This window comes from Streptomyces apocyni (assembly GCF_009739465.1).
GTDB lineage: Bacteria > Actinomycetota > Actinomycetes > Streptomycetales > Streptomycetaceae > Streptomyces > Streptomyces apocyni.
In genome coordinates, this window is sequence record NZ_WHOM01000065.1 from 343134 (window position 1) to 360145 (window position 17012).

The following is a 17012-nucleotide window of genomic DNA, read 5'->3' on the forward strand; positions in this document are numbered from 1 at the left end:
GCGGGACGTCTCGGGTCTGCCGACACTCGCGGTGCAGGCGCTGGTACTCCGGGCGGCGGGCTAGCGTGCACTCGGCCGACAGCCCGTTCATCGTGCGGCCTGAGCGAGGGGCGCGGGGAGCAGGGTGAACACGTCGGGCGTGGGCGGGAGGACGGCCGCGCAGTCAGGGCAGGCGTAGACGCTGAAGCCGGGCCCGGAGTTCTGGTGCACCTCGGAGACGACTACCGGGATGGCGGTGAGGGCCGTGCAGCGCACGCAGACGCGAGGCGACACGGTGACCGGCGGCTCGTCCATCAGGCGACCCCCGCCCCGTTCAGTACATGGGTGTCGAGGTCGATCCCGAAGTCGGCGGCGAGCACCAGGGCGAGCCGCCGCTGTCGCCGCTCGTCGGCGACGAGGTAGGGGCGCACGAGCGCCGTTTCGGTGCCGTCGATGGGTAGGTCCAGCCCGTACGGGGAGCGGGGGAGTGCGAGGGGCTCGGGCGCGGGGTGCAGGGGTGCGGTCCCGGGCGCGGGAACAGTGCCGCACGGACGCGGGCGGAACACCGCCGCTACCCAACACAGCAACGCATGGATAATGCCCACTGTCATCAACCTCCTGGGGTTGGTGGCCATGCCCCCGGACCGCTGGAACGGTCGCGGGGGCACCTTCTGGATATACCACGGTGCGCCATGGTCGCCCTCGGTGCGCCATGGGCTGGCGGGGCAGGTGGCGGTACACCGCGCGAAACTGAAGGCATGGCCGAGTACGAGTGGCAGCGGATCGCACGCAGCATCGAAGCGGAGATCAGGTCGGGACGCATCCCGCCTGGCGGGGCACTGTCCGGCATCACGCGGTTGGCTGAGACCTACGGTGTCGCCGACCGAACCATCCGGCGCGCTCTGCGGGACCTCCGCGAGCGGGGACTGATTGAGACGCTGCCGCACAAGGGCTCGTACGTCGTAGACGTACTGCCGCCGCCCGCTGACGCGCCCAAGGGCGACGAGTCCGCCGACTAATGGAGGTGTGCGTGCAGCACAGCATCAGCGGGATGGTGACGGCCGTCAGCAGCAACGGCGAGTACGCGTTCACCAAACCGAACCGTGACAGCGTCACCTTGCTCGCCGGGCTCGGCGTGGAGGGGGACGTCCATGCCGGGGTGACGGTCAAGCACCGTTGGCTTGTTGCGCAGGACCCCACTCAGCCGAACCTGCGTCAGGTCCACCTCATCCACGAGGAACTCTTCGCCGAGGTCGGCGTGGCGGGATACCAGGTGAGGCCTGGCGAACTCGGCGAGAACATCACCACGCGCGGCATCGACCTGCTCAGCCTGCCGGTCGGCACCATCCTGAGCCTCGGCGATGACGCGGTGCTGGAGGTGACCGGCCTGCGCAACCCCTGCCGACAGATCGACAACTTCCAGGACGGGCTGCTGAAGCAGGTCGTCGGACGCGACGAAGCCGGGAACGTCGTCCGCAAGGCCGGAATCATGAGCGTGGTGAAGAAGGGCGGCGTAGTCCGCCCCGACGACCAGATCACGGTGGACCTCCCGGCCGAGCCGCACCGCCCGCTGGACCGGGTCTGAACCTTCGCCGTGACAACCGTGGCACCCGGGGTGCGGGGTGGGGCGGGGCGGGTCGGTGTCGTGGTGGGCCAGTACTGGAGGGTTGCCGGTGGCCGCCCGGTTCGTCGGATGGTGGCCGGCCCGGCCCCGCGACCATTGCGACTAGAGGGCGGCCATCCCCGCACCCTCGCGGACACTGGGTCACCCCGACGACGCCCCGCCCCGCCCCGCCCCGCCAACTGTCCGGCAAGATCGGTGCATGTTGAGCATCGGGTCGGTTGTGTTGGGGGTCTCGGATGTGCCGCGTGCGGCCGCGTTCTGGGCGGAGGCCCTGGGGTATGTGCCGCGTGAGGAGGCGGACGACGGTTGGGTGGTGTTGGTCCCGGCGGAAGGGCCCGGGGTTCAGCTGGCGCTCGGGCTGAGCGAGACGCCGGTTCAGGAGCGGCCGCGAGCCCATCTGGACCTGTACGCAAGGAACGCGGTTGACCAGGCGGCCGAGGTTGAGCGGCTGGTGTCCCTGGGTGCCCAGCGCGTCGAGTGGGACCTTTATCCGGAGGACCCCGACTTCGTCGTCCTTGCCGACCCCGAGGGCAACCGCTTCTGCGTCATCGATACCAGTCGCGGCTGACAGGCACCGGGGACGGCCGTTTGCGGTGAACGCGGAGCTCGTCAGGCCAGGAGGCCCGAGCTGCGCCACAAGCGGCGGCCTGGTCCTCGCATGACCCCGATGTCGTCCAGAAAGTCGGTGAGGCGTTTCGCGCCGGTTTGCATGACCTCTCGGCGGTGGGCGCTGGCCTTCACCTGGGCGAGGGCCTCGTGGCGGTTCAGGCCGATGTTGTCGTAGACCTTGGGGTTGACGAAGGCCAGGGAGAAGACGCGGGCCGCTTCGCCGGAGCTCAGGCGGGTGAGTTCGCGTTCCCAGCGGGGAGCGGTCACCATCTGGCGGCGTAGCTCTTCGCGGGCGTAGCGCACATGGCGGGCCTCCTCTATGACGTGGATGCGGGTCACGCCGCGCACCAGCGGCTGGACGCGCTCGTCGGGGAAGGTGAGGCGCTGCATCCAGTCGAGGATCTCCTCGCCGAGGAGGGTGCACGCGAAGGAGCCGGGGGTGGTGGAGATCGTCTTGAGGACGCGGGCGAGGTTGTGGTGGGCGCGGGTGACGGGGTACGTGGGTGCCCCGGCCTTCTTGATCATGCGGGCGAACATCATGGAGTGGCGGCACTCGTCCGCGATCTCGGTGAGCGCGTACCGCACATGCGCGCTGGTCACCGACTTGTCGTAGATGTGCCGTACGAGCAGCTGCATCAGGATGATCTCGAACCAGATGCCGAGCGAGGCGAGCGCGGCGGCCTCGTGCCTGGCCAGGTCCATGCGCTGCTCTTCGGGCATCTTCCGCCAGAGTGGGGTGTCGTAGAGCGAGAGCAGTTCTGGGGGCCAGAACCACTTGCCGTCTTCGGCGGGGGCCTCCCAGTCGAGTTCCTTGTCGGGGTCGAAGGAGTGCTTGGCGGACGACTCGAGTAGGCGTTCAGCCACCTGCTCGCGGTCTTTCAGCAGGCCCAGAGCGTCCCGGAGTCCCTCAAGCGTGACGGCTTCCGTTGTGGTCGTCATGCCATTCCTGCCTCGTCGTGGGGATTGGGGGTTACCAGCGGTCACCTCTTATGAGACTACTTGTCAGTAAGGGCGTCAATCCCTTGTGCGTGACTTGTTGACCATCCGTCTACCAACGTGTGAATCTGCCAACTACCGCGTCCTGCAAGGACGTCGTGGCGCGCAGTCGCTGAGCGAAGGAGACGTCAGTGTCGACGTACGACCGCTACACACACGCCCCCGCAGAACCGACCTGGCAGGTCCCAGCCGCCGGCTCGGCCCGCTTCAGCTGGGAGTACGACGACGGGCGCGACCGCCTCCTCGCCCTCTACCAGAAGGGCAAGGACAAGCAGTGGGACGGCGCCAAGCGCATCGACTGGGGTCAAGAGGTCGATCCGCACAACCCGCTCGGCACCCCCGACGAGGTGCTGACCCTCTACGGCACCCGCCATTGGGGGAAGATGACCGACCGCGACAAGGGCGAACTGCGCCAGCACTACGCCTCCTGGCAGTTCAGCCAGTTCCTGCACGGTGAACAGGGGGCGATGGTGTGCGCCGCGCGGATCGTGGAGTCCGTGCCCGACCTGGACGCGAAGTTCTACTCCGCCACCCAGACCATGGACGAGGCCCGGCACGCCGAGGTCTTCGGGCGCTTCCTGCACGACAAGGTCGGCCTGGTCTACCCGATCAACGACAACCTCCAGGCGCTGCTCGGCGACACCCTGCGCGACTCCCGCTGGGACATGCCCTACCTGGGCATGCAGGTACTGATCGAGGGCCTCGCGCTGGCCGCGTTCGGCATGATCCGGGACACCACCGACCGGCCGCTGCCCAAGCAGATCCTGGCGTACGTCATGCAGGACGAGGCCCGGCACGTCGCCTTCGGGCGGATGGCGCTGCGGGACTACTACGCGCAGCTCAGCGAGGCCGAGCTGCGTGAGCGCGAGGAGTTCGTCATCGAGGGCTGCTACCTGATGCGCGACCGGCTTCGCGGCGCCGAGGTGCTGGAGAACTTCGGCATCTCCAAGGCGGAGGCGGCGGAGTACAGCGAGCGGTCGGAGTACCTGGCGCTGTTCCGGCAGTTGCTGTTCAGCCGCATCGTGCCGTGCGTACGGGATATCGGTCTGTGGGGCAAGCGGCTCCAGGAGGCGTATGTCGACATGGGCGTCTTCGAGATGGGCAACTCCAATCTGGATCAACTGATGGCCCAGGACGAGGAGATCGCGGAGAAGCTGGACGCGGAGCGGTTCGCGGCGGAGGAGGCGGCGCGGGTGGCGGAGGTGGCGGAGGTGATTGAGGCGGGTCGTGACGCGGGGCGTACGGGGGACTGATCGGCCGAGCCGCGGGCTGCGGCCCGTCAGCGCTCAGGGCTCAGCGTTCAACGCCGCCTCCATCACCGCCCGCGCGATCGGCGCCGCGCTGCCGCCCCCGCTGATGTCCTCCCGGTCGGCCGCCGCGTCCTCCACGACCACCGCGACCGCGACCGCCGGGCGGGCCCCGTGCTGAGGCTGGGCCCAGGAGACGAACCAGGCGTACGGGAGGCCCGAGTTGGCGATGCCGTGCTGGGCGGTGCCGGTCTTGCCGCCGACGATCGCGCCCGGGATGGCCGCGTTCTCGCCGGTGCCTTCCTCGACGGCGCCGATCATCATCTCGCGGAGCAGCTGCGCGGTGCGCTGGCCGAAGGGGCGGTCCAGCGAGCGGGGGTGCCGGGTCGAGACGATGGCGCCGTGTCGGGTGGTCACCCGGTCCACCAGGTACGGGACCTTCAGGTCACCGCCGTTCGCCACCGCAGCCGACACCATCGCCATCTGCAACGGCGTCGCCGTCGTGTCGTACTGCCCGATCGAGGAGAGCGCCAGCTGCGCCCGGTCCATGTCGGTGTCGAAGTTGCTCCGGGAGACCGGGGAGGGGATCGTCAGGCCGCTGTCGTTGAAGCCGAACCGCTCCGCCACCCGCACCATCCCGCGTAGCCCCACCTGATCCCCGAGGTTCGCCAGCGCCGTGTTGCAGGACCACACGACGGCGTACCGCAGCGAGGCGTCCGCGCAGCCCGCCACCGCGTTGGTGAGCTTGGTCGAGGTGCCGGGCAGGGTGTACGGGTCGGGGGACTTCGTCGGTGCGTCGATATCCTTCACGACGCCGGACTCCAGCGCCGCCGCGGCCGTCACCACCTTGAAGGCGGAGCCGGGTGGATAGGTCTGCCGGAGCGCCCGGTTCAGCATCGGCTTGCTCGCGGCTGTGTTCAGCCGCTTCCAGTTCCGGGTCGCGGTGGACCCCGTACCGGACAGCAGCTCGGGGTCGTACGACGGCGTGGAGACCAGGGCCAGTACGCGCCCGGTGGCCGGGTCGAGCGCCGCCACCGCGCCTGGTTTGTCGCGGAGCGCGTTGTACGCGGCCTGTTGCACCGAGGGCTCGATGGTGGTGTGCACCTGACCGCCGGGCGGCTCGGACCGGGTGAGGGCGTTCCATGCGGGGAACGGCCTGAACATCGGGTCGGTGCCGGAGAGTGCGGCGTCCTCGGCGTCCTCCAGGAACGTCGTGCCGTACGTCTGCGAGGCGTGGCCGGTGACGGGGGCGTACAACGGGCCGTTCTCGTATGTGCGTTCGTGGCGGAGTTGCTGACCGGTGTCCCGGGAGCCGGTGACCGGCTTGCCGTCCACCAGGATGTCGCCGCGGGGCTGGGCGTAGCGGGCGATGGCCACTCTGCGGTTGGCCGGGTTGTTGTCGTACTCCTCGGACTGGAAGACCTGGATACGGGCGGCGTTGACGAGCAGCGCGAGCATCAGGAGCAGGGAGAAGGCGGCGGCGAGTCGGATGTGGCGGATCACTCGGGGACCCCTTCCCGCGCCTGCTCGTCCGGTTGGCAGCGCGCCGAGTCGCTGACCCTGATCAGCAGCGCGACGATGATCCAGTTGGTCACCACGGACGAGCCGCCCTGCGCGAGAAACGGCATCGCCATGCCCGTGAGCGGGATCAGACCGGACACCCCGCCCGCGATCACGAACACCTGGAGCGCGAGGATCGACGCCAGCCCGGTGGCCAGCAGTCGCCCGAACGCGTCGCGCAGGGCAAGGCCCGCCCGGAAACCGCGGGCCACCAGCAGCGCGTACAGCAGGAAGATCGCGGAGAGCCCGCTCAGGCCCAGCTCCTCGCCCGCCGTCGCCAGGATGAAGTCGGACTTCGCGGCGAACCCGATCAGGATCGAGTCACCGAGCCCGAGGCCGGTGCCGAGCAGCCCGCCCGCGGCGAACGCGAAGAGGGACTGGGCGAGTTGGGTGGGTCCGTCGCCCGCGTCGATGGAGGCGAAGGGGTGCAGCCAGACCTTGACGCGGCTGTGTACGTGGGGCTCGAGTGAGCCGACGGCGATCGCGCCGACCACCGCGAGCAGCAGGCCGACGGCGATCCAGCCGGTACGGCCGGTGGCCACGTACAGCAGGACGACGAAGAGGCCGAAGAACAGCAGCGAGGTGCCCAGGTCGCGCTCCAGGATCAGTACGCCGACGCTGAGCAGCCAGATCGCGACGATCGGGCCGAGTACGCGTCCCGTGGGGAGCTGGAGTTTCCAGAGGCGTCGGCCGGTGTAGGCGAGGGCGGTACGGTTCGCCGCCAGGTACGCGGCGAAGAACACCGCCAGCAGGATCTTGGCGAACTCCGCTGGCTGGATGGAGAATCCGGCGAGCCTGATCCAGATCCGGGCGCCGTTCACCGGAGGGAAGAGGATGGGGAGCGTGAGCAGGGCCAGCGCAGCGACCACGGAGACGTACGTGTAGCGCTGGAGCGTGCGGTGGTCGCGTAGCACCACGACCGCCGCGATGAACAGGGCGACTCCGGCCGTGGACCAGACGAGTTGGGCCGGGGCGGCCATGTCGCCGGGGGTTTCCAGGTCGAGCCGGTAGATCAGGACCAGACCCAGGCCGTTGAGGAGGACGGCGATCGGCAGGAACAGCGGGTCGGCGCAGGGAGCGCGCCAGCGCACGGCCAGATGGGCCAGCAGCGCGAGTACGCCGAGACCGGCGCCGTACCTGGCGGCGTCCGGGGGGACCGCGTGGCTTCTGGCGAGCCCGACATGGACGTATCCGAGCACCGAGACGCCGACGGCCAGCACCAGCAGAGCCAGCTCGGTGCCGCGGCGTCGGGGGACCCGGGCGGGCGGTAGGGGCGTCTCGGCGCTCTCCTTGGCGACTACCGCCGTACCGGTTCCGGACATAACGGGCAACGTAGCAAGCGGATGGGGTGCGTACGGAGATTGACGGGGGCGGCGGCGTTGCACAAAGGGAGGTCCGCCGGTCCCGCCAGTCCCACCGGTCCCACTGGTTCCCGACAGCCCCGCCCGTCCCGCCCGTCTACGGCGCGGGAGGCTCCGGATCGCAGGCGCACTCCGTACCGTCAGGGAGCGTGAGGCGGGCGAGCGCCCCGCCGTCTGGCGCGTTGGTGAACTCCAGGTTCGCCCCGAGCACTCCCGCCTGGCCCGCCGCGATCGTCAGCCCGAGCCCATGCCCACCCCGCGCCCCGCTCTCCGTCCTGAAGCGCTGCGGGCCGTGCGACACCAGGTAGTCCGGGTAGCCGTCACCGTGGTCGCGCACGGTGACCACGGGCCCGTCGACCGTCAGTACCACCGGGGCCCGCCCGTGCTTGTGCGCGTTGCCCAGCAGATTGCCGAGTACGCGTTCGAGGCGTCGGCGGTCCGTCTCGACGCACACGTCGCGGACGACCACGACCTCGGTGTCCGTTCCCGAGGCCCGGACCACCCGTTCGGCGACCGCCGCGAGCTGGTGCGCGTCGAGTTCGAGCCGCTCGGACCTGGAGTCGAGCCGGGAGATCTCCAGCAGATCCTCGGTCAGCGACCGCATGGCCTGTACGCGGTCCCTGACCAGCTCCGCGGGCCGCCCGGGCGGCAGCAGCTCGGCCGCCGCGTGCAGCCCGGTCAGCGGGGTGCGCAGCTCATGCGCGACATCCGCGGTGAACCGCTGCTCGCTCTCCAGCTTGCTCTGGAGAGACGAGGCCATCGTGTCCAGCGCCCCGGCCACCGCGGTCACCTCGTCCCGGCGGCGCGCGGGGTTCTTCGTACGGGGGTCATTCACCCGCGCGTCCAGGTCACCCGCGCTGATCCGGCGGGCCACGGACGCGGTCTGGTGGAGTCGGCGCGTCACCCGGGTCACGGCGAAGGAGCCGATCAGCAGCGTGGCGCCGATGGACAGGGCGGACGAGCCGACGATGGCGCGGTCCAGGCCGTCGATCGCCTTGGCGCCCTGGGTGTAGTCGATCTCGGCGGTGATCACCTGGCCGTCGTCGGCGGGCCCCGCCGCCCACATGACCGGGCGGCCGTCGTGGTCGGCGACCATGGTGGCCCGCTGCCCACCCAAGGCGAGCTCGCGCAGCGCGCCCGGCAGTCCGGGCGGGTCGAGGCCGGAGCCCGGGGGAAGCTGGTCCCCGGTCTCGTACACGCGGCTGACGTCCTCCAGTTTGGTGAGGGCCCGCTCGCGGGCATAGCCCACGATCTGGCTGGTCACGGCGACATGGACGAGAGAACCGAGCAGCGCCGCGAGCAAGCAGCACATCACCGCGATGAAGACCGCAGCCTTCCAGGTGAGGGTCGAGGTCCAGGCGGGCGGTCGGAACCTCATGAGCGGGCCGCCGATGGACTCGGACTCGGACTCGGGCTCGCACTCGGGCCGGTGCGGGGGCTCGGGTTGGGGAGGGGAACAGCGCTGGGAACGGGGCTGGTGCCGTCCGGGCGGGCGGGGATGATCTCCAGACGCTTGGGGATCATCGCCTTCTGCTGTGCGTCCCAGGACCAGACGTCCCGGTACTCGTAGTCGGCGATATGCGCGGGGGAGTGGACGATCAGGTCCCGCGCCGCCACCTCCACGCTGTTCACGGGCTGGGCGGTGGACATGATCCGGATCAATCCTTTGCCGTCAGGGGCGACCTGGTAGCAGCGGATGCCCAGACTGCCGTCGGAGAACTCGATGCCGACGATCAGCTCGTCCTCGCCGTTGCCGGTCATGTCCCGGTAGTACGGCTCCAGGACCGGGCAGTCGGCGTCGGCCGAGCCCGCCATGCCGCACTCGGCCACCGCGCTCGCGGTGTCATCGGGCAGCGCGTCCACTCCGGTGTACGTGTCCGGGTTGGCGGCCGCCTCCGCCTGCACGATGGCGACCGGGTCGACCCTACGCAGGTCACCCCCCGGCACGTCGATGCCAGGTACGGCCTCGGCCATCTCGTCGTCGAGCCCGTCCCGGTCCTCGGCAGGAGGTGGCGGCAGGTCGGGCCACAGCTCGGCCGGACCGACGACGCTGGGGGTCGGCCCCGCGGACTCGGCGCCGTCGTGACTGTCGCAGCCCGTCACGGTGAGCCCGAGCAGGAGGAGCATGGCGGCGACGGGTAGCGCGACGGGCAGCCTGACGGGCCCCGGTGTCAGGCGTCGGGTCACGGCGCTCCTGCCTGCCGAGGCCCGCGGCCGCGGCCTAGTTCACGAGGTCGGCGTAGAGGACGATGTTGTCGGCGCGGTGGCCGCCCTGGAGGCCGCCGCCGCAGGTGAGCAGCCGAAGCTCCGGGGTTTTCGTCACCCCGTACACCTTATTCGTGGGGAAGTCCTTTTTCGCGACCTGCTCGATCTCGCGGACCCGGAACGTCGCGGTCGTGCTGTCCGCCCGGCTCTTGCCCCTCCCCGCCGGGGCTGCTCCCATGGTCGTGGGGTGATGTGGCATGACCGGACTGCGGGTCGTACCGACCTGGCGACACGGGCAGGAGAGGTACTACGTCCTGCTGCCGGACGGGAGAAGCGTCGCCTGGTACGACCGCGACGCGGGCCGGGTGAGCCTCCTGCACGACGAGCGCAGAGAACCCGTACTGGAAGCGCTGCGCCCGTACCTCAGCGGGCCGGTCACCGTCGGCCCGCCGCCCGTACCCACCGCGTCCGACCTGCTCAGGCTGAGCCTGCACCCGGACGACGACCTGGCCCCGAACCGCCCGGGCGAGGCCCTCCTGATCGCCCTCGACCGCGACCCCGCGCCACCCCGCAGGCTGCGCGCCGACCCGCGCCGCCGTGCCCTCGCCGCCGAACAGGCCGTGGGCGGGGCACTGGACCGGCTGGAGGGCGCGGGCTGGCGCACCCTGCACTCGGTCCCGCTGCCGGGCGGTACCCGTATTCACCATCTGGCGCTCGGGCCCGCCGGGCTCTTCTGCGTCTACGCGCTGAACGCGCACCGCCAGCGGGTACGCGTCGCCGACCCGAACGTCGCGCTCGGCCGCACCGCCCCCCAACCACTGCTCCGTGCCCTGCGGCACCAGGCCGACCGCGCGGGCTTCGCGTTGACGGCCGAGGTGCGGCCCCTGCTGGCGGTGACCGACGCGGGGGCGGTCGACGTGCGGGCGGTGCCGCGCGAGCTCCGGGTGCTCCCGGAGAGCGAGCTCGCGGAGCTGGCCGGGCTCGGCGGCGTACTGAAGCCCGCGGACATCGAGGCGCTGTACGGGCACGCCCGCGACCGGCGCACCTGGCTGCGGGTCTGACCCGCGGCCAGGTGCGCCTACAGGTTGTCGCCCCAGCCGCCCTGGATCATCGTCTGGAAGGCCCAGACGCCGCCGCGCCGCAGCAGGATGTCGGCGTAGCGGAGCTGCTGGGTGCCCTCCGGCGTGGTCATGGTCGAGTCCGTGAAGACCACGGCCAGGGCGGGGGAGAGGAAGACGGGGGTGCGGGTCGACTCGAACGTGATGTCCGCGCCGCCGTCCCCCATGACGTGGGTCATCGTCTCCACGAACCGCTGCCGGTCCCACTGTGCCGACGTGCCGTTGCCCGCGGAGTCGTCGCTCACCAGGTTGAGCGGGAAGACCGCCATGTCGGCCATGCGCTCGACGTCGCGCTTGCCGCTCTGTGCGTCGTACTCCGCGAACCAGGCGTCCAGGCTCGCGCGGTCCTCGGCGGTCGGGGTGTATCCGGTCTCGGGCAGGAAGGTCATACGCGCTCCTCGCGCCAGGTGGTCAAGTTTGGTTACGTGAGGAAGGTATGCCCGCGAGGGTCAGCTAGTCAAACTTGATTAGGCATCGGGATTAGCTGTGATCCGGGTCACGGACGCGTACGACCGACGCCACCGGATGGCGCGTCGTGGTCTGCCGTACCTCGACCGTGAGTTCCCCCGGCACGGTCCGGTACGTGATCTCGCCCAGCCCGGTCGCCACCGCCGTGGCCTCCCCGTCCGCCTCCGGCAGCCGGGCCGCGGCCTGGGCGCGTACGGCGGCGGACAGCGGGCTCGACACCACCGGCGTGCCGTCCCCGGGCAGGACGAGGACCAGCGCCCGGGGCCGGGCCTCGCTGCCCGTGTAGCCGACCACCACCGCGTCCTGGGTGTCGCTGTGCCGCAGCTTCAGCCAGGTCCGGCGCCCGCCCGGATACGGCTGGTCGAGCCGTTTGGCCACCAGCCCCTCGATGCCGGTCGCCCTGAGCGTCTCGTACCAGGTCAGGGCGGTCGTACGATCCGTCGTCATCGGCACGGGCTGGAGCGGGGGGCCCAACGGTGTCAGCAGGTCGACCAGCAGCGCGCGCCGCCGCTGGTACGGGCTGCCGCGCAGATCCGCACCGGCCAGGGCGAGCAGATCGAAGGCCGCGTACGAGGCGGGCAGCGCCGAGGCCAGCGCGGCGGCCCGGCCGGGCGTGGCGGCGGCCCGGTGCTGTACGGCGGCGAAGTCGATCCGGCCGCCGGTCCACACCACCACCTCGCCGTCCAGGACCGTCCCGGCCGGGAGCCCGCGCGCGGCCTCGGCCAGATCGGGAAACGCGGGGGTGATCCGGCGCCCCGAACGCGCCTGCAACACCACCCCATCACCGTCACCGTAACCAGCGCCAGCGCCAGCGCCAGCGCCAGCACCAGCACCATCGCCGTCACCACCACCATCGCGGTCGCCGTCTCCGTCTCCGTAGCGCAGCACCACCATCCGATGCCCGTCGAACTTCGGCTCGTACGCCCACCCCGCACCGTCCTCCGGCAGCGCGTCCACCGACGCGGCGAGCGCGACCTTAACCGGAAGGTGAAGCGCACGCCCCGGGGTCACCGGGGCCTCCGCGGTCTCCGGGGCAGCGGCCGGGCGCGGTTGAGGTTGATCAGCGGGCCGAGCAGATCGCCGTGCTGCCGCAGCCGGGGCGCGATCTCCGTGGCCAGGAACGACAGCTGCGCCGGATCGGTGCAGGCCTCGACCTCGTCCCAGGTCACGGGTGTCGAGACGGTCGGTTCGGGGCGGGCGCGCAGGGTGTACGGGGTGGCGGTGGTCTTGGCGGCGGCGTTCTGACTGAAGTCCACGAAGACCTTGCCCGGACGCAGGCTGCGCGTCATCCGGTGCAGCGCGAGACCCGGCAGCTCGCTCTCGGCCTCGACCGCGAGCTCCTTCGCGTACGCCGTGACCTGGTCGGACGGCGTCGGCTCCAGCGGTACCAGCACATGCAGGCCCTTCGCTCCCGAGGTCTTCGGGTACCCGAGCAGTCCGTCGGCGGCCAGCCGCTCCCGTAGCCAGCGCGCGACCTGGCAGCACTCGACGATCGTGGCCGGGGCGCCCGGGTCCAGGTCGAAGACCATCCGGTCGGCCTGGCCCGGAGCGTCCGCCTGCCACTGCGGGGTGTGGAACTCGGTGACCAGGTTCGCCGCCCACATCAGCGACGCCAGGTCCTGGATCAGGATCTGGGTGGCCGCCGCCTCGCCGTCGGCGTGCCGGGGTACGGAGGCGGTATGCACCCAGGTGGGCGTGCCCGGTGGAACGTTCTTGGCGAAGAACCGCTGACCGTCAGGGCCGTCGGGGAAGCGCAGGAACGACACCGGGCGGTTGAACAGATGCGCCAGCAGGGGCCCGGCCGTGGTCGCGTAGTAGTGCAGCGCCTCGCCCTTGGTGAAGCCGGTCGCCGGATAGAGCACCTTGTCCAGATTCGAGAGCGCCAGGCGCCGCCCCTCCACCTCTGTGATCGGCGTCATACGATGAGAATCCCACGCAATCGCGAAGATTATCGACCAAAGGGGTATGACGTGCGATCCATATGGAACGGTGCCATCTCCTTCGGCCTGGTCAGCATCCCGATCAAGCTGGTGAACGCCACCGAGAGCCACGCGATCTCGTTCCGGCAGATCCACACCACCGACGGCGGCCGTATCCGCTACCGCAAGGTGTGTGAGCTGGAGGAGAAGGAGGTCACGTCGGCCGAGATCGGCAAGGCGTACGAGGAGGCGGACGGGTCGATGGTGCCGATCACCGACGAGGACCTGGCGGCGCTGCCCATCCCGACCGCCAAGACCATCGAGATCGTCGCCTTCATCCCGGCCGACCGGATCGACCCGCTCCAGATGGGCGCCGCGTACTACCTGGCGGTGAACGGCGTGACCGCCGCCAAGCCGTACACCCTGCTGCGCGAGGCGCTCAAGCGCAGCCAGAAGGTGGCGCTGGCCAAGTTCGCGCTACGGGGGCGGGAGCGGCTGGGCATGCTGCGGGTCGTCGATGACGTGATCGCCATGCACGGACTGCTCTGGCCGGACGAGATCCGCGCGCCCGAAGGGGTGGCCCCCGAGGCCGAGGTGACCGTACGGGACGCCGAGCTGGACCTCGCGGACGCGCTGATGGAGACGCTGGGCGAGGTCGACGTCGACTCGCTGCACGACGACTACCGCGAGGCGGTCGAGGAGATGATCGCCGCGAAGGCCTCGGGCGCCCCGCTCCCTTCCGAACCGGCGGCCGCCGCGGGCGGCGGCAAGGTCATCGACCTGATGGCCGCGTTGGAGAACAGTGTCCAGGCGGCGCGGGAGGCCCGGGGCGGGGCGGGCGAGTCGGCGGAGGCCCCGGACTCGGGCTCCGGCGAGGTCGCGGAGGTGACCTCACTGCCCGCCCGCCGCAAGGCGGCCGCCGCGCGCAGGTCGGCCCCCACCGCGCCCAAGGAGGTGGGCGGCAAGAAGTCCACGGCCTCGGGGAGGGCGGCGAAGAAGGCGCCCGCGAAGAAGCGGGCCACGAAGACCACCGCGGGCACGGGCACCGCGGGCACGCGCACCGCGGGCACCGGCACCGCGGGCAAACGCGCGTCCGCCAAGACCACCCCCAGCAAGAGCGCGGCCACCAAAAGTACGGCTACCAAAAGTACGTCCGTCAAGGGCACGGCCAAGAAGACAGCGGCCAGCTCCAAGTCGACTTCGGCCGCGAAAGGTACGGCCAAGAAGGCCTCGCCCAAGAAGCGCGCCTCCGCCTGAGCAGTCCGCAAAACACGACGGTACCCAGCAAATGAGGTCAAGGTGACCTGGCGTGGGGGTCATGCGGAGCACAACTCCCCACCCGCCGCCAGCGACTAACAAAGATCGAGACCGCTTCGTCATCTCATCGTCGCCCTACCGGCTCTGACCGAAGGGTGCCCGGGTGGCGCATACTGAACTCAATGACAAAGCCATCCGCGCCCCGGCGCCACCTGCCCACGAGCCCCTTCAAAGCCCCGGTCGTCGCGCCGGTGAAGCACTTTGCCCTGGGGGACCGCGTCTCCCACGACCAGTACGGCCTCGGCAGGATCATCGGCGTCGAGGACGGCATCGCCGCACTCGTCGACTTCGGCTCCCGCCAGGCCAGGATCGCCAGCCCGTACACGGGCATGGACAAGCTCTGAACCGCGTCACCTCGCCGTAGGCGCTTGGGCCGCCGGAACCCACCGGCGGATACCCTCGGCTGCAACGGAGCACTCGCCGCTGTCGTCGAGCGCCTGGATCACCCTGCCCCTGTGAAGGACCTGCTTCGGGCAGCGATGAAAGGCAAAAACCCCATGACCATTGAGTGGCGCTACTCGAGCGAGCGGGACCACGGCGTCCTCTCCGTCGCCGGTTACCTCGGCGCGGATGCCGTAGGCCGCTTCACCGGCGCCGTCGGCTGGGTACTGGCCCGGGGTGCGGGGCCCGTCGTCCTGGACCTCACCGAACTGCGCGGCTGGTCCGCCGACGGCCAGAGCGCCATCACGCTGGCCGCCCGCCGCCTCGCCGACCAGGGACGCTCCCTGGAGCTCGCCGCGATCCCCGCAGACGGCTCGCTCGTACCCGACGGTGACGGCCCGCCGCTCACGGTCCACGGTGACCTGGCCGCCGCGCTCGCCGCCCGGAAGCCGTGGGGCGCGACCTCCGAGCGCCCGTCTGGCCGGAAGGATCGGCAGGACGGGCAGGACCGGCAGGACCGACAGTGGCGCACGGACGGCTGGCCCAGCTGACGGGCGGGAACTGAGACGCCGGTGCGCGGCTCTGGGAATCACAAGGCGCCGGGGTTACTCTCCCGCGCATGATTCCCACGGTCGTCTGGGGTACCGGCAACGTCGGGCGCGCGGCCCTGCGCGCCGTTCAGGCCCATCCCGCGCTCGAGCTCGCGGCGGTGCTCGTACAGAACCCGGAGAAGGTCGGCCGCGACGCGGGCGAACTCGCCGGGCTTGCGCGTCCGTGGGGCCTGGCGGCGACCGACGACGTCGACGCGGTGCTCGCCGCCGCGCCACGCGCCGTCGTGTACGCGGCCTCCGGAGACCTCCGCCCCGACGAGGCCCTCGCCGACGTGCTGCGGGCGATCCGGGCCGGGGCCGTCGTCGTCACGCCCGCGCTGTACGCGCTGTACGACCAGCGGGGTGCCCCGCCGGAGTTACGGGAACCCGTGCTGGGCGCGATCGCGGACGGCGGAGGCTCGCTGTTCGTGTCCGGCGTCGACCCGGGCTGGGCCAATGACGTTCTGCCGCTGCTGATCAGCGGACTCGGGACCACCGTGGACGCGATCCGCTGCCAGGAGATCTTCGACTACTCCACGTACGACCAGGAGGCCTCGGTCCGCTACCTGGTCGGCATGGGCCAGCCCATGGAATACGAGCCGCCGATGCTCGCGCCGGGCGTCCCGACCCTGGTGTGGGGCGGGCAGCTACGGCTGATGGCGAGGGCACTGGGCACCGAACTCGACGAGATCGGCGAGACCCTGGACCGCTGCCCCCTCGACACCACTGTGCGCACCCCGACCATGGGCGAGTTCCCGGCCGCCACCCAGGGCGCGGTCCGCTTCGAGGTGCGGGGCCTTATCGACGGCGAACCCCGCATCGTGATCGAGCACATCACCCGTATCCACCCGTCCTGCGCACCCCACTGGCCCACGCCACCGGACGGCGCCGGAGCCCATCGCGTGATCATCGAGGGCCGACCGCGTATCGAGGTCACGGTGGAGGCCACCGATGAGGGCGAGAACCGGTCAGCGGGCGGAAACGCCACCGCGGTCGGCCGACTGGTCGGCGCCATCGACTGGCTGGCGGCGGCGAAACCCGGCCTCTACGACGCACTCGACGTCCCGCTGAGCCCCGGCACGCTGAGCCCCGGCACAACGTAGCCCCGGCACAACGTAGCCCCGGCACCCTGAGAAGGAGTCCGCGATGAACATCGACATCCCCGAGGGCAAGGACGCGATCGGGTACGTCTGGGGCGAGCTGGTCCCCGGCATCGGCACGGCGGCCTCCGCCTTCTCGCTCGCCGTGTACGAGCACACCACCCTCGGCCTACGCGAGTTCGAGGCCGCGCGGCTGCGGATCGCCCAGATCAACGGCTGCCTCTTCTGCCTCGACTGGCGTACCGAACGGGACGGCGAGAAGGTCGAGGACGCCTTCGCTGACGCGGTGACCCAGTGGCGTACCACCGACGCCTTCGACGACCGCACCCGCCTGGCCGCCGAGTACGCCGAGCGGTACGCCCTGGATCACCACGGTCTGGACGGCGACGACGGGTTCTGGTCCCGGATGACCGCCCACTACAGCCAGCGCGAGATCGTGGAGCTGAGCATGAGTATCGGCTCCTGGCTGGCGTTCGGGCGCCTCAATCACGTACTGGGCCTGGACGCTGTGTGCGTCCTGCCGCCGCACACCGCCTAG

General features: G+C 70.9%; 21 protein-coding genes. 10 read left to right on the plus strand and 11 right to left on the minus strand.

Annotated elements, in window-relative coordinates; genetic code table 11:
- Positions 1-87: 87 nt before the first annotated feature.
- Positions 88-294 (minus strand): hypothetical protein, encoded by a 207-nt coding sequence (locus GCN81_RS20500; RefSeq protein WP_156726067.1) that lies wholly within the window; start codon positions 292-294, stop codon positions 88-90.
- On the minus strand, positions 294-590 hold the full coding sequence (locus GCN81_RS20505; protein WP_156726068.1) for a hypothetical protein: 297 nt from the start codon (positions 588-590) through the stop codon (positions 294-296). Before GCN81_RS20505 ends, GCN81_RS20500 begins: the two co-directional genes overlap by 1 nt.
- A gap of 147 nt (positions 591-737) precedes the next feature.
- On the opposite strand from GCN81_RS20505, the gene GCN81_RS20510 reads away from it, so the two are divergent.
- From GCN81_RS20510 to GCN81_RS20520, 3 genes are all read left to right on the plus strand, one after another.
- Positions 738-998, plus strand: a complete 261-nt coding sequence (locus GCN81_RS20510) for a winged helix-turn-helix domain-containing protein (RefSeq protein WP_156726069.1) — start codon at positions 738-740, stop codon at positions 996-998.
- A 32-nt stretch (positions 999-1030) separates the two neighbouring features.
- Entirely contained in the window at positions 1031-1564 is a 534-nt protein-coding gene (locus tag GCN81_RS20515) for an MOSC domain-containing protein (RefSeq protein WP_231626893.1), read from the plus strand.
- Positions 1565-1802: 238 nt separating this feature from the next.
- Complete coding sequence (locus GCN81_RS20520; RefSeq protein ID WP_156726070.1) at positions 1803-2171, plus strand: VOC family protein; 369 nt, start codon at positions 1803-1805, stop codon at positions 2169-2171.
- 41 nt (positions 2172-2212) lie between these two features.
- Here GCN81_RS20520 and GCN81_RS20525 read toward each other — a convergent pair whose 3' ends face one another.
- Complete coding sequence (locus tag GCN81_RS20525) at positions 2213-3151, minus strand: AurF N-oxygenase family protein (protein ID WP_156726071.1); 939 nt, start codon at positions 3149-3151, stop codon at positions 2213-2215.
- 188 nt (positions 3152-3339) lie between these two features.
- Between GCN81_RS20525 and GCN81_RS20530 the strand changes: the two genes are divergently transcribed.
- Positions 3340-4461: a ferritin-like domain-containing protein gene (locus GCN81_RS20530; RefSeq protein WP_156726072.1), complete on the plus strand. Its 1122-nt coding sequence runs from the start codon at positions 3340-3342 to the stop codon at positions 4459-4461.
- Positions 4462-4494: 33 nt separating this feature from the next.
- Here the strand turns inward: GCN81_RS20530 and GCN81_RS20535 are convergent, their stop codons facing one another.
- The 5 genes from GCN81_RS20535 to GCN81_RS20555 form a co-directional block, all read right to left on the minus strand.
- On the minus strand, positions 4495-5958 hold the full coding sequence (locus GCN81_RS20535; protein ID WP_156726073.1) for a penicillin-binding transpeptidase domain-containing protein: 1464 nt from the start codon (positions 5956-5958) through the stop codon (positions 4495-4497).
- The gene (locus GCN81_RS20540; protein WP_156726074.1) at positions 5955-7337 is read right to left on the minus strand and encodes an FtsW/RodA/SpoVE family cell cycle protein; all 1383 of its coding nucleotides are present in this window, start codon (positions 7335-7337) and stop codon (positions 5955-5957) included. Before GCN81_RS20540 ends, GCN81_RS20535 begins: the two co-directional genes overlap by 4 nt.
- A gap of 136 nt (positions 7338-7473) precedes the next feature.
- Positions 7474-8754 carry a sensor histidine kinase gene (locus tag GCN81_RS20545; RefSeq protein ID WP_156726075.1) on the minus strand — a complete coding sequence of 427 codons (1281 nt, stop codon included), beginning with the start codon at positions 8752-8754 and terminating at the stop codon, positions 7474-7476.
- Complete coding sequence (locus GCN81_RS20550; protein ID WP_231626865.1) at positions 8751-9563, minus strand: hypothetical protein; 813 nt, start codon at positions 9561-9563, stop codon at positions 8751-8753. The genes GCN81_RS20545 and GCN81_RS20550 overlap by 4 nt, the downstream gene beginning before the upstream one ends.
- Positions 9564-9597: 34 nt before the next feature.
- Positions 9598-9819 carry a sortase domain-containing protein gene (locus tag GCN81_RS20555; protein ID WP_407697997.1) on the minus strand — a complete coding sequence of 74 codons (222 nt, stop codon included), beginning with the start codon at positions 9817-9819 and terminating at the stop codon, positions 9598-9600.
- Positions 9820-9838: 19 nt separating this feature from the next.
- On the opposite strand from GCN81_RS20555, the gene GCN81_RS20560 reads away from it, so the two are divergent.
- Entirely contained in the window at positions 9839-10642 is an 804-nt protein-coding gene (locus GCN81_RS20560; protein WP_156726076.1) for a nuclease-related domain-containing protein, read from the plus strand.
- 17 nt (positions 10643-10659) lie between these two features.
- Here the strand turns inward: GCN81_RS20560 and GCN81_RS20565 are convergent, their stop codons facing one another.
- The 3 genes from GCN81_RS20565 to ligD all read right to left on the minus strand — a co-directional run bounded on the left by GCN81_RS20565 (position 10660) and on the right by ligD (position 13086).
- Positions 10660-11088 carry a nuclear transport factor 2 family protein gene (locus GCN81_RS20565; protein ID WP_156726077.1) on the minus strand — a complete coding sequence of 143 codons (429 nt, stop codon included), beginning with the start codon at positions 11086-11088 and terminating at the stop codon, positions 10660-10662.
- Between the two features lie 91 nt (positions 11089-11179).
- A complete protein-coding gene (locus tag GCN81_RS20570) occupies positions 11180-12178 on the minus strand; it encodes an ATP-dependent DNA ligase (RefSeq protein ID WP_197287719.1) in 999 nt (332 codons plus the stop codon).
- A complete protein-coding gene (gene ligD / locus GCN81_RS20575) occupies positions 12175-13086 on the minus strand; it encodes a non-homologous end-joining DNA ligase (RefSeq protein ID WP_156726078.1) in 912 nt (303 codons plus the stop codon). Before ligD ends, GCN81_RS20570 begins: the two co-directional genes overlap by 4 nt.
- Before the next feature lie 51 nt (positions 13087-13137).
- Here ligD and ku point away from each other — a divergent pair, with 51 nt between their 5' ends.
- From ku to GCN81_RS20600, 5 genes are all read left to right on the plus strand, one after another.
- A complete protein-coding gene (ku, locus tag GCN81_RS20580; RefSeq protein WP_156726079.1) occupies positions 13138-14343 on the plus strand; it encodes a non-homologous end joining protein Ku in 1206 nt (401 codons plus the stop codon).
- A gap of 182 nt (positions 14344-14525) precedes the next feature.
- Positions 14526-14747 carry a hypothetical protein gene (locus tag GCN81_RS20585; RefSeq protein WP_156726080.1) on the plus strand — a complete coding sequence of 74 codons (222 nt, stop codon included), beginning with the start codon at positions 14526-14528 and terminating at the stop codon, positions 14745-14747.
- A 153-nt stretch (positions 14748-14900) separates the two neighbouring features.
- The gene (locus GCN81_RS20590) at positions 14901-15335 is read left to right on the plus strand and encodes an STAS domain-containing protein (protein ID WP_156726081.1); all 435 of its coding nucleotides are present in this window, start codon (positions 14901-14903) and stop codon (positions 15333-15335) included.
- A 68-nt stretch (positions 15336-15403) separates the two neighbouring features.
- Positions 15404-16477 (plus strand): NAD(P)H-dependent amine dehydrogenase family protein, encoded by a 1074-nt coding sequence (locus tag GCN81_RS20595; protein ID WP_156726082.1) that lies wholly within the window; start codon positions 15404-15406, stop codon positions 16475-16477.
- A gap of 43 nt (positions 16478-16520) precedes the next feature.
- On the plus strand, positions 16521-17012 hold the full coding sequence (locus GCN81_RS20600; RefSeq protein WP_156726083.1) for a carboxymuconolactone decarboxylase family protein: 492 nt from the start codon (positions 16521-16523) through the stop codon (positions 17010-17012).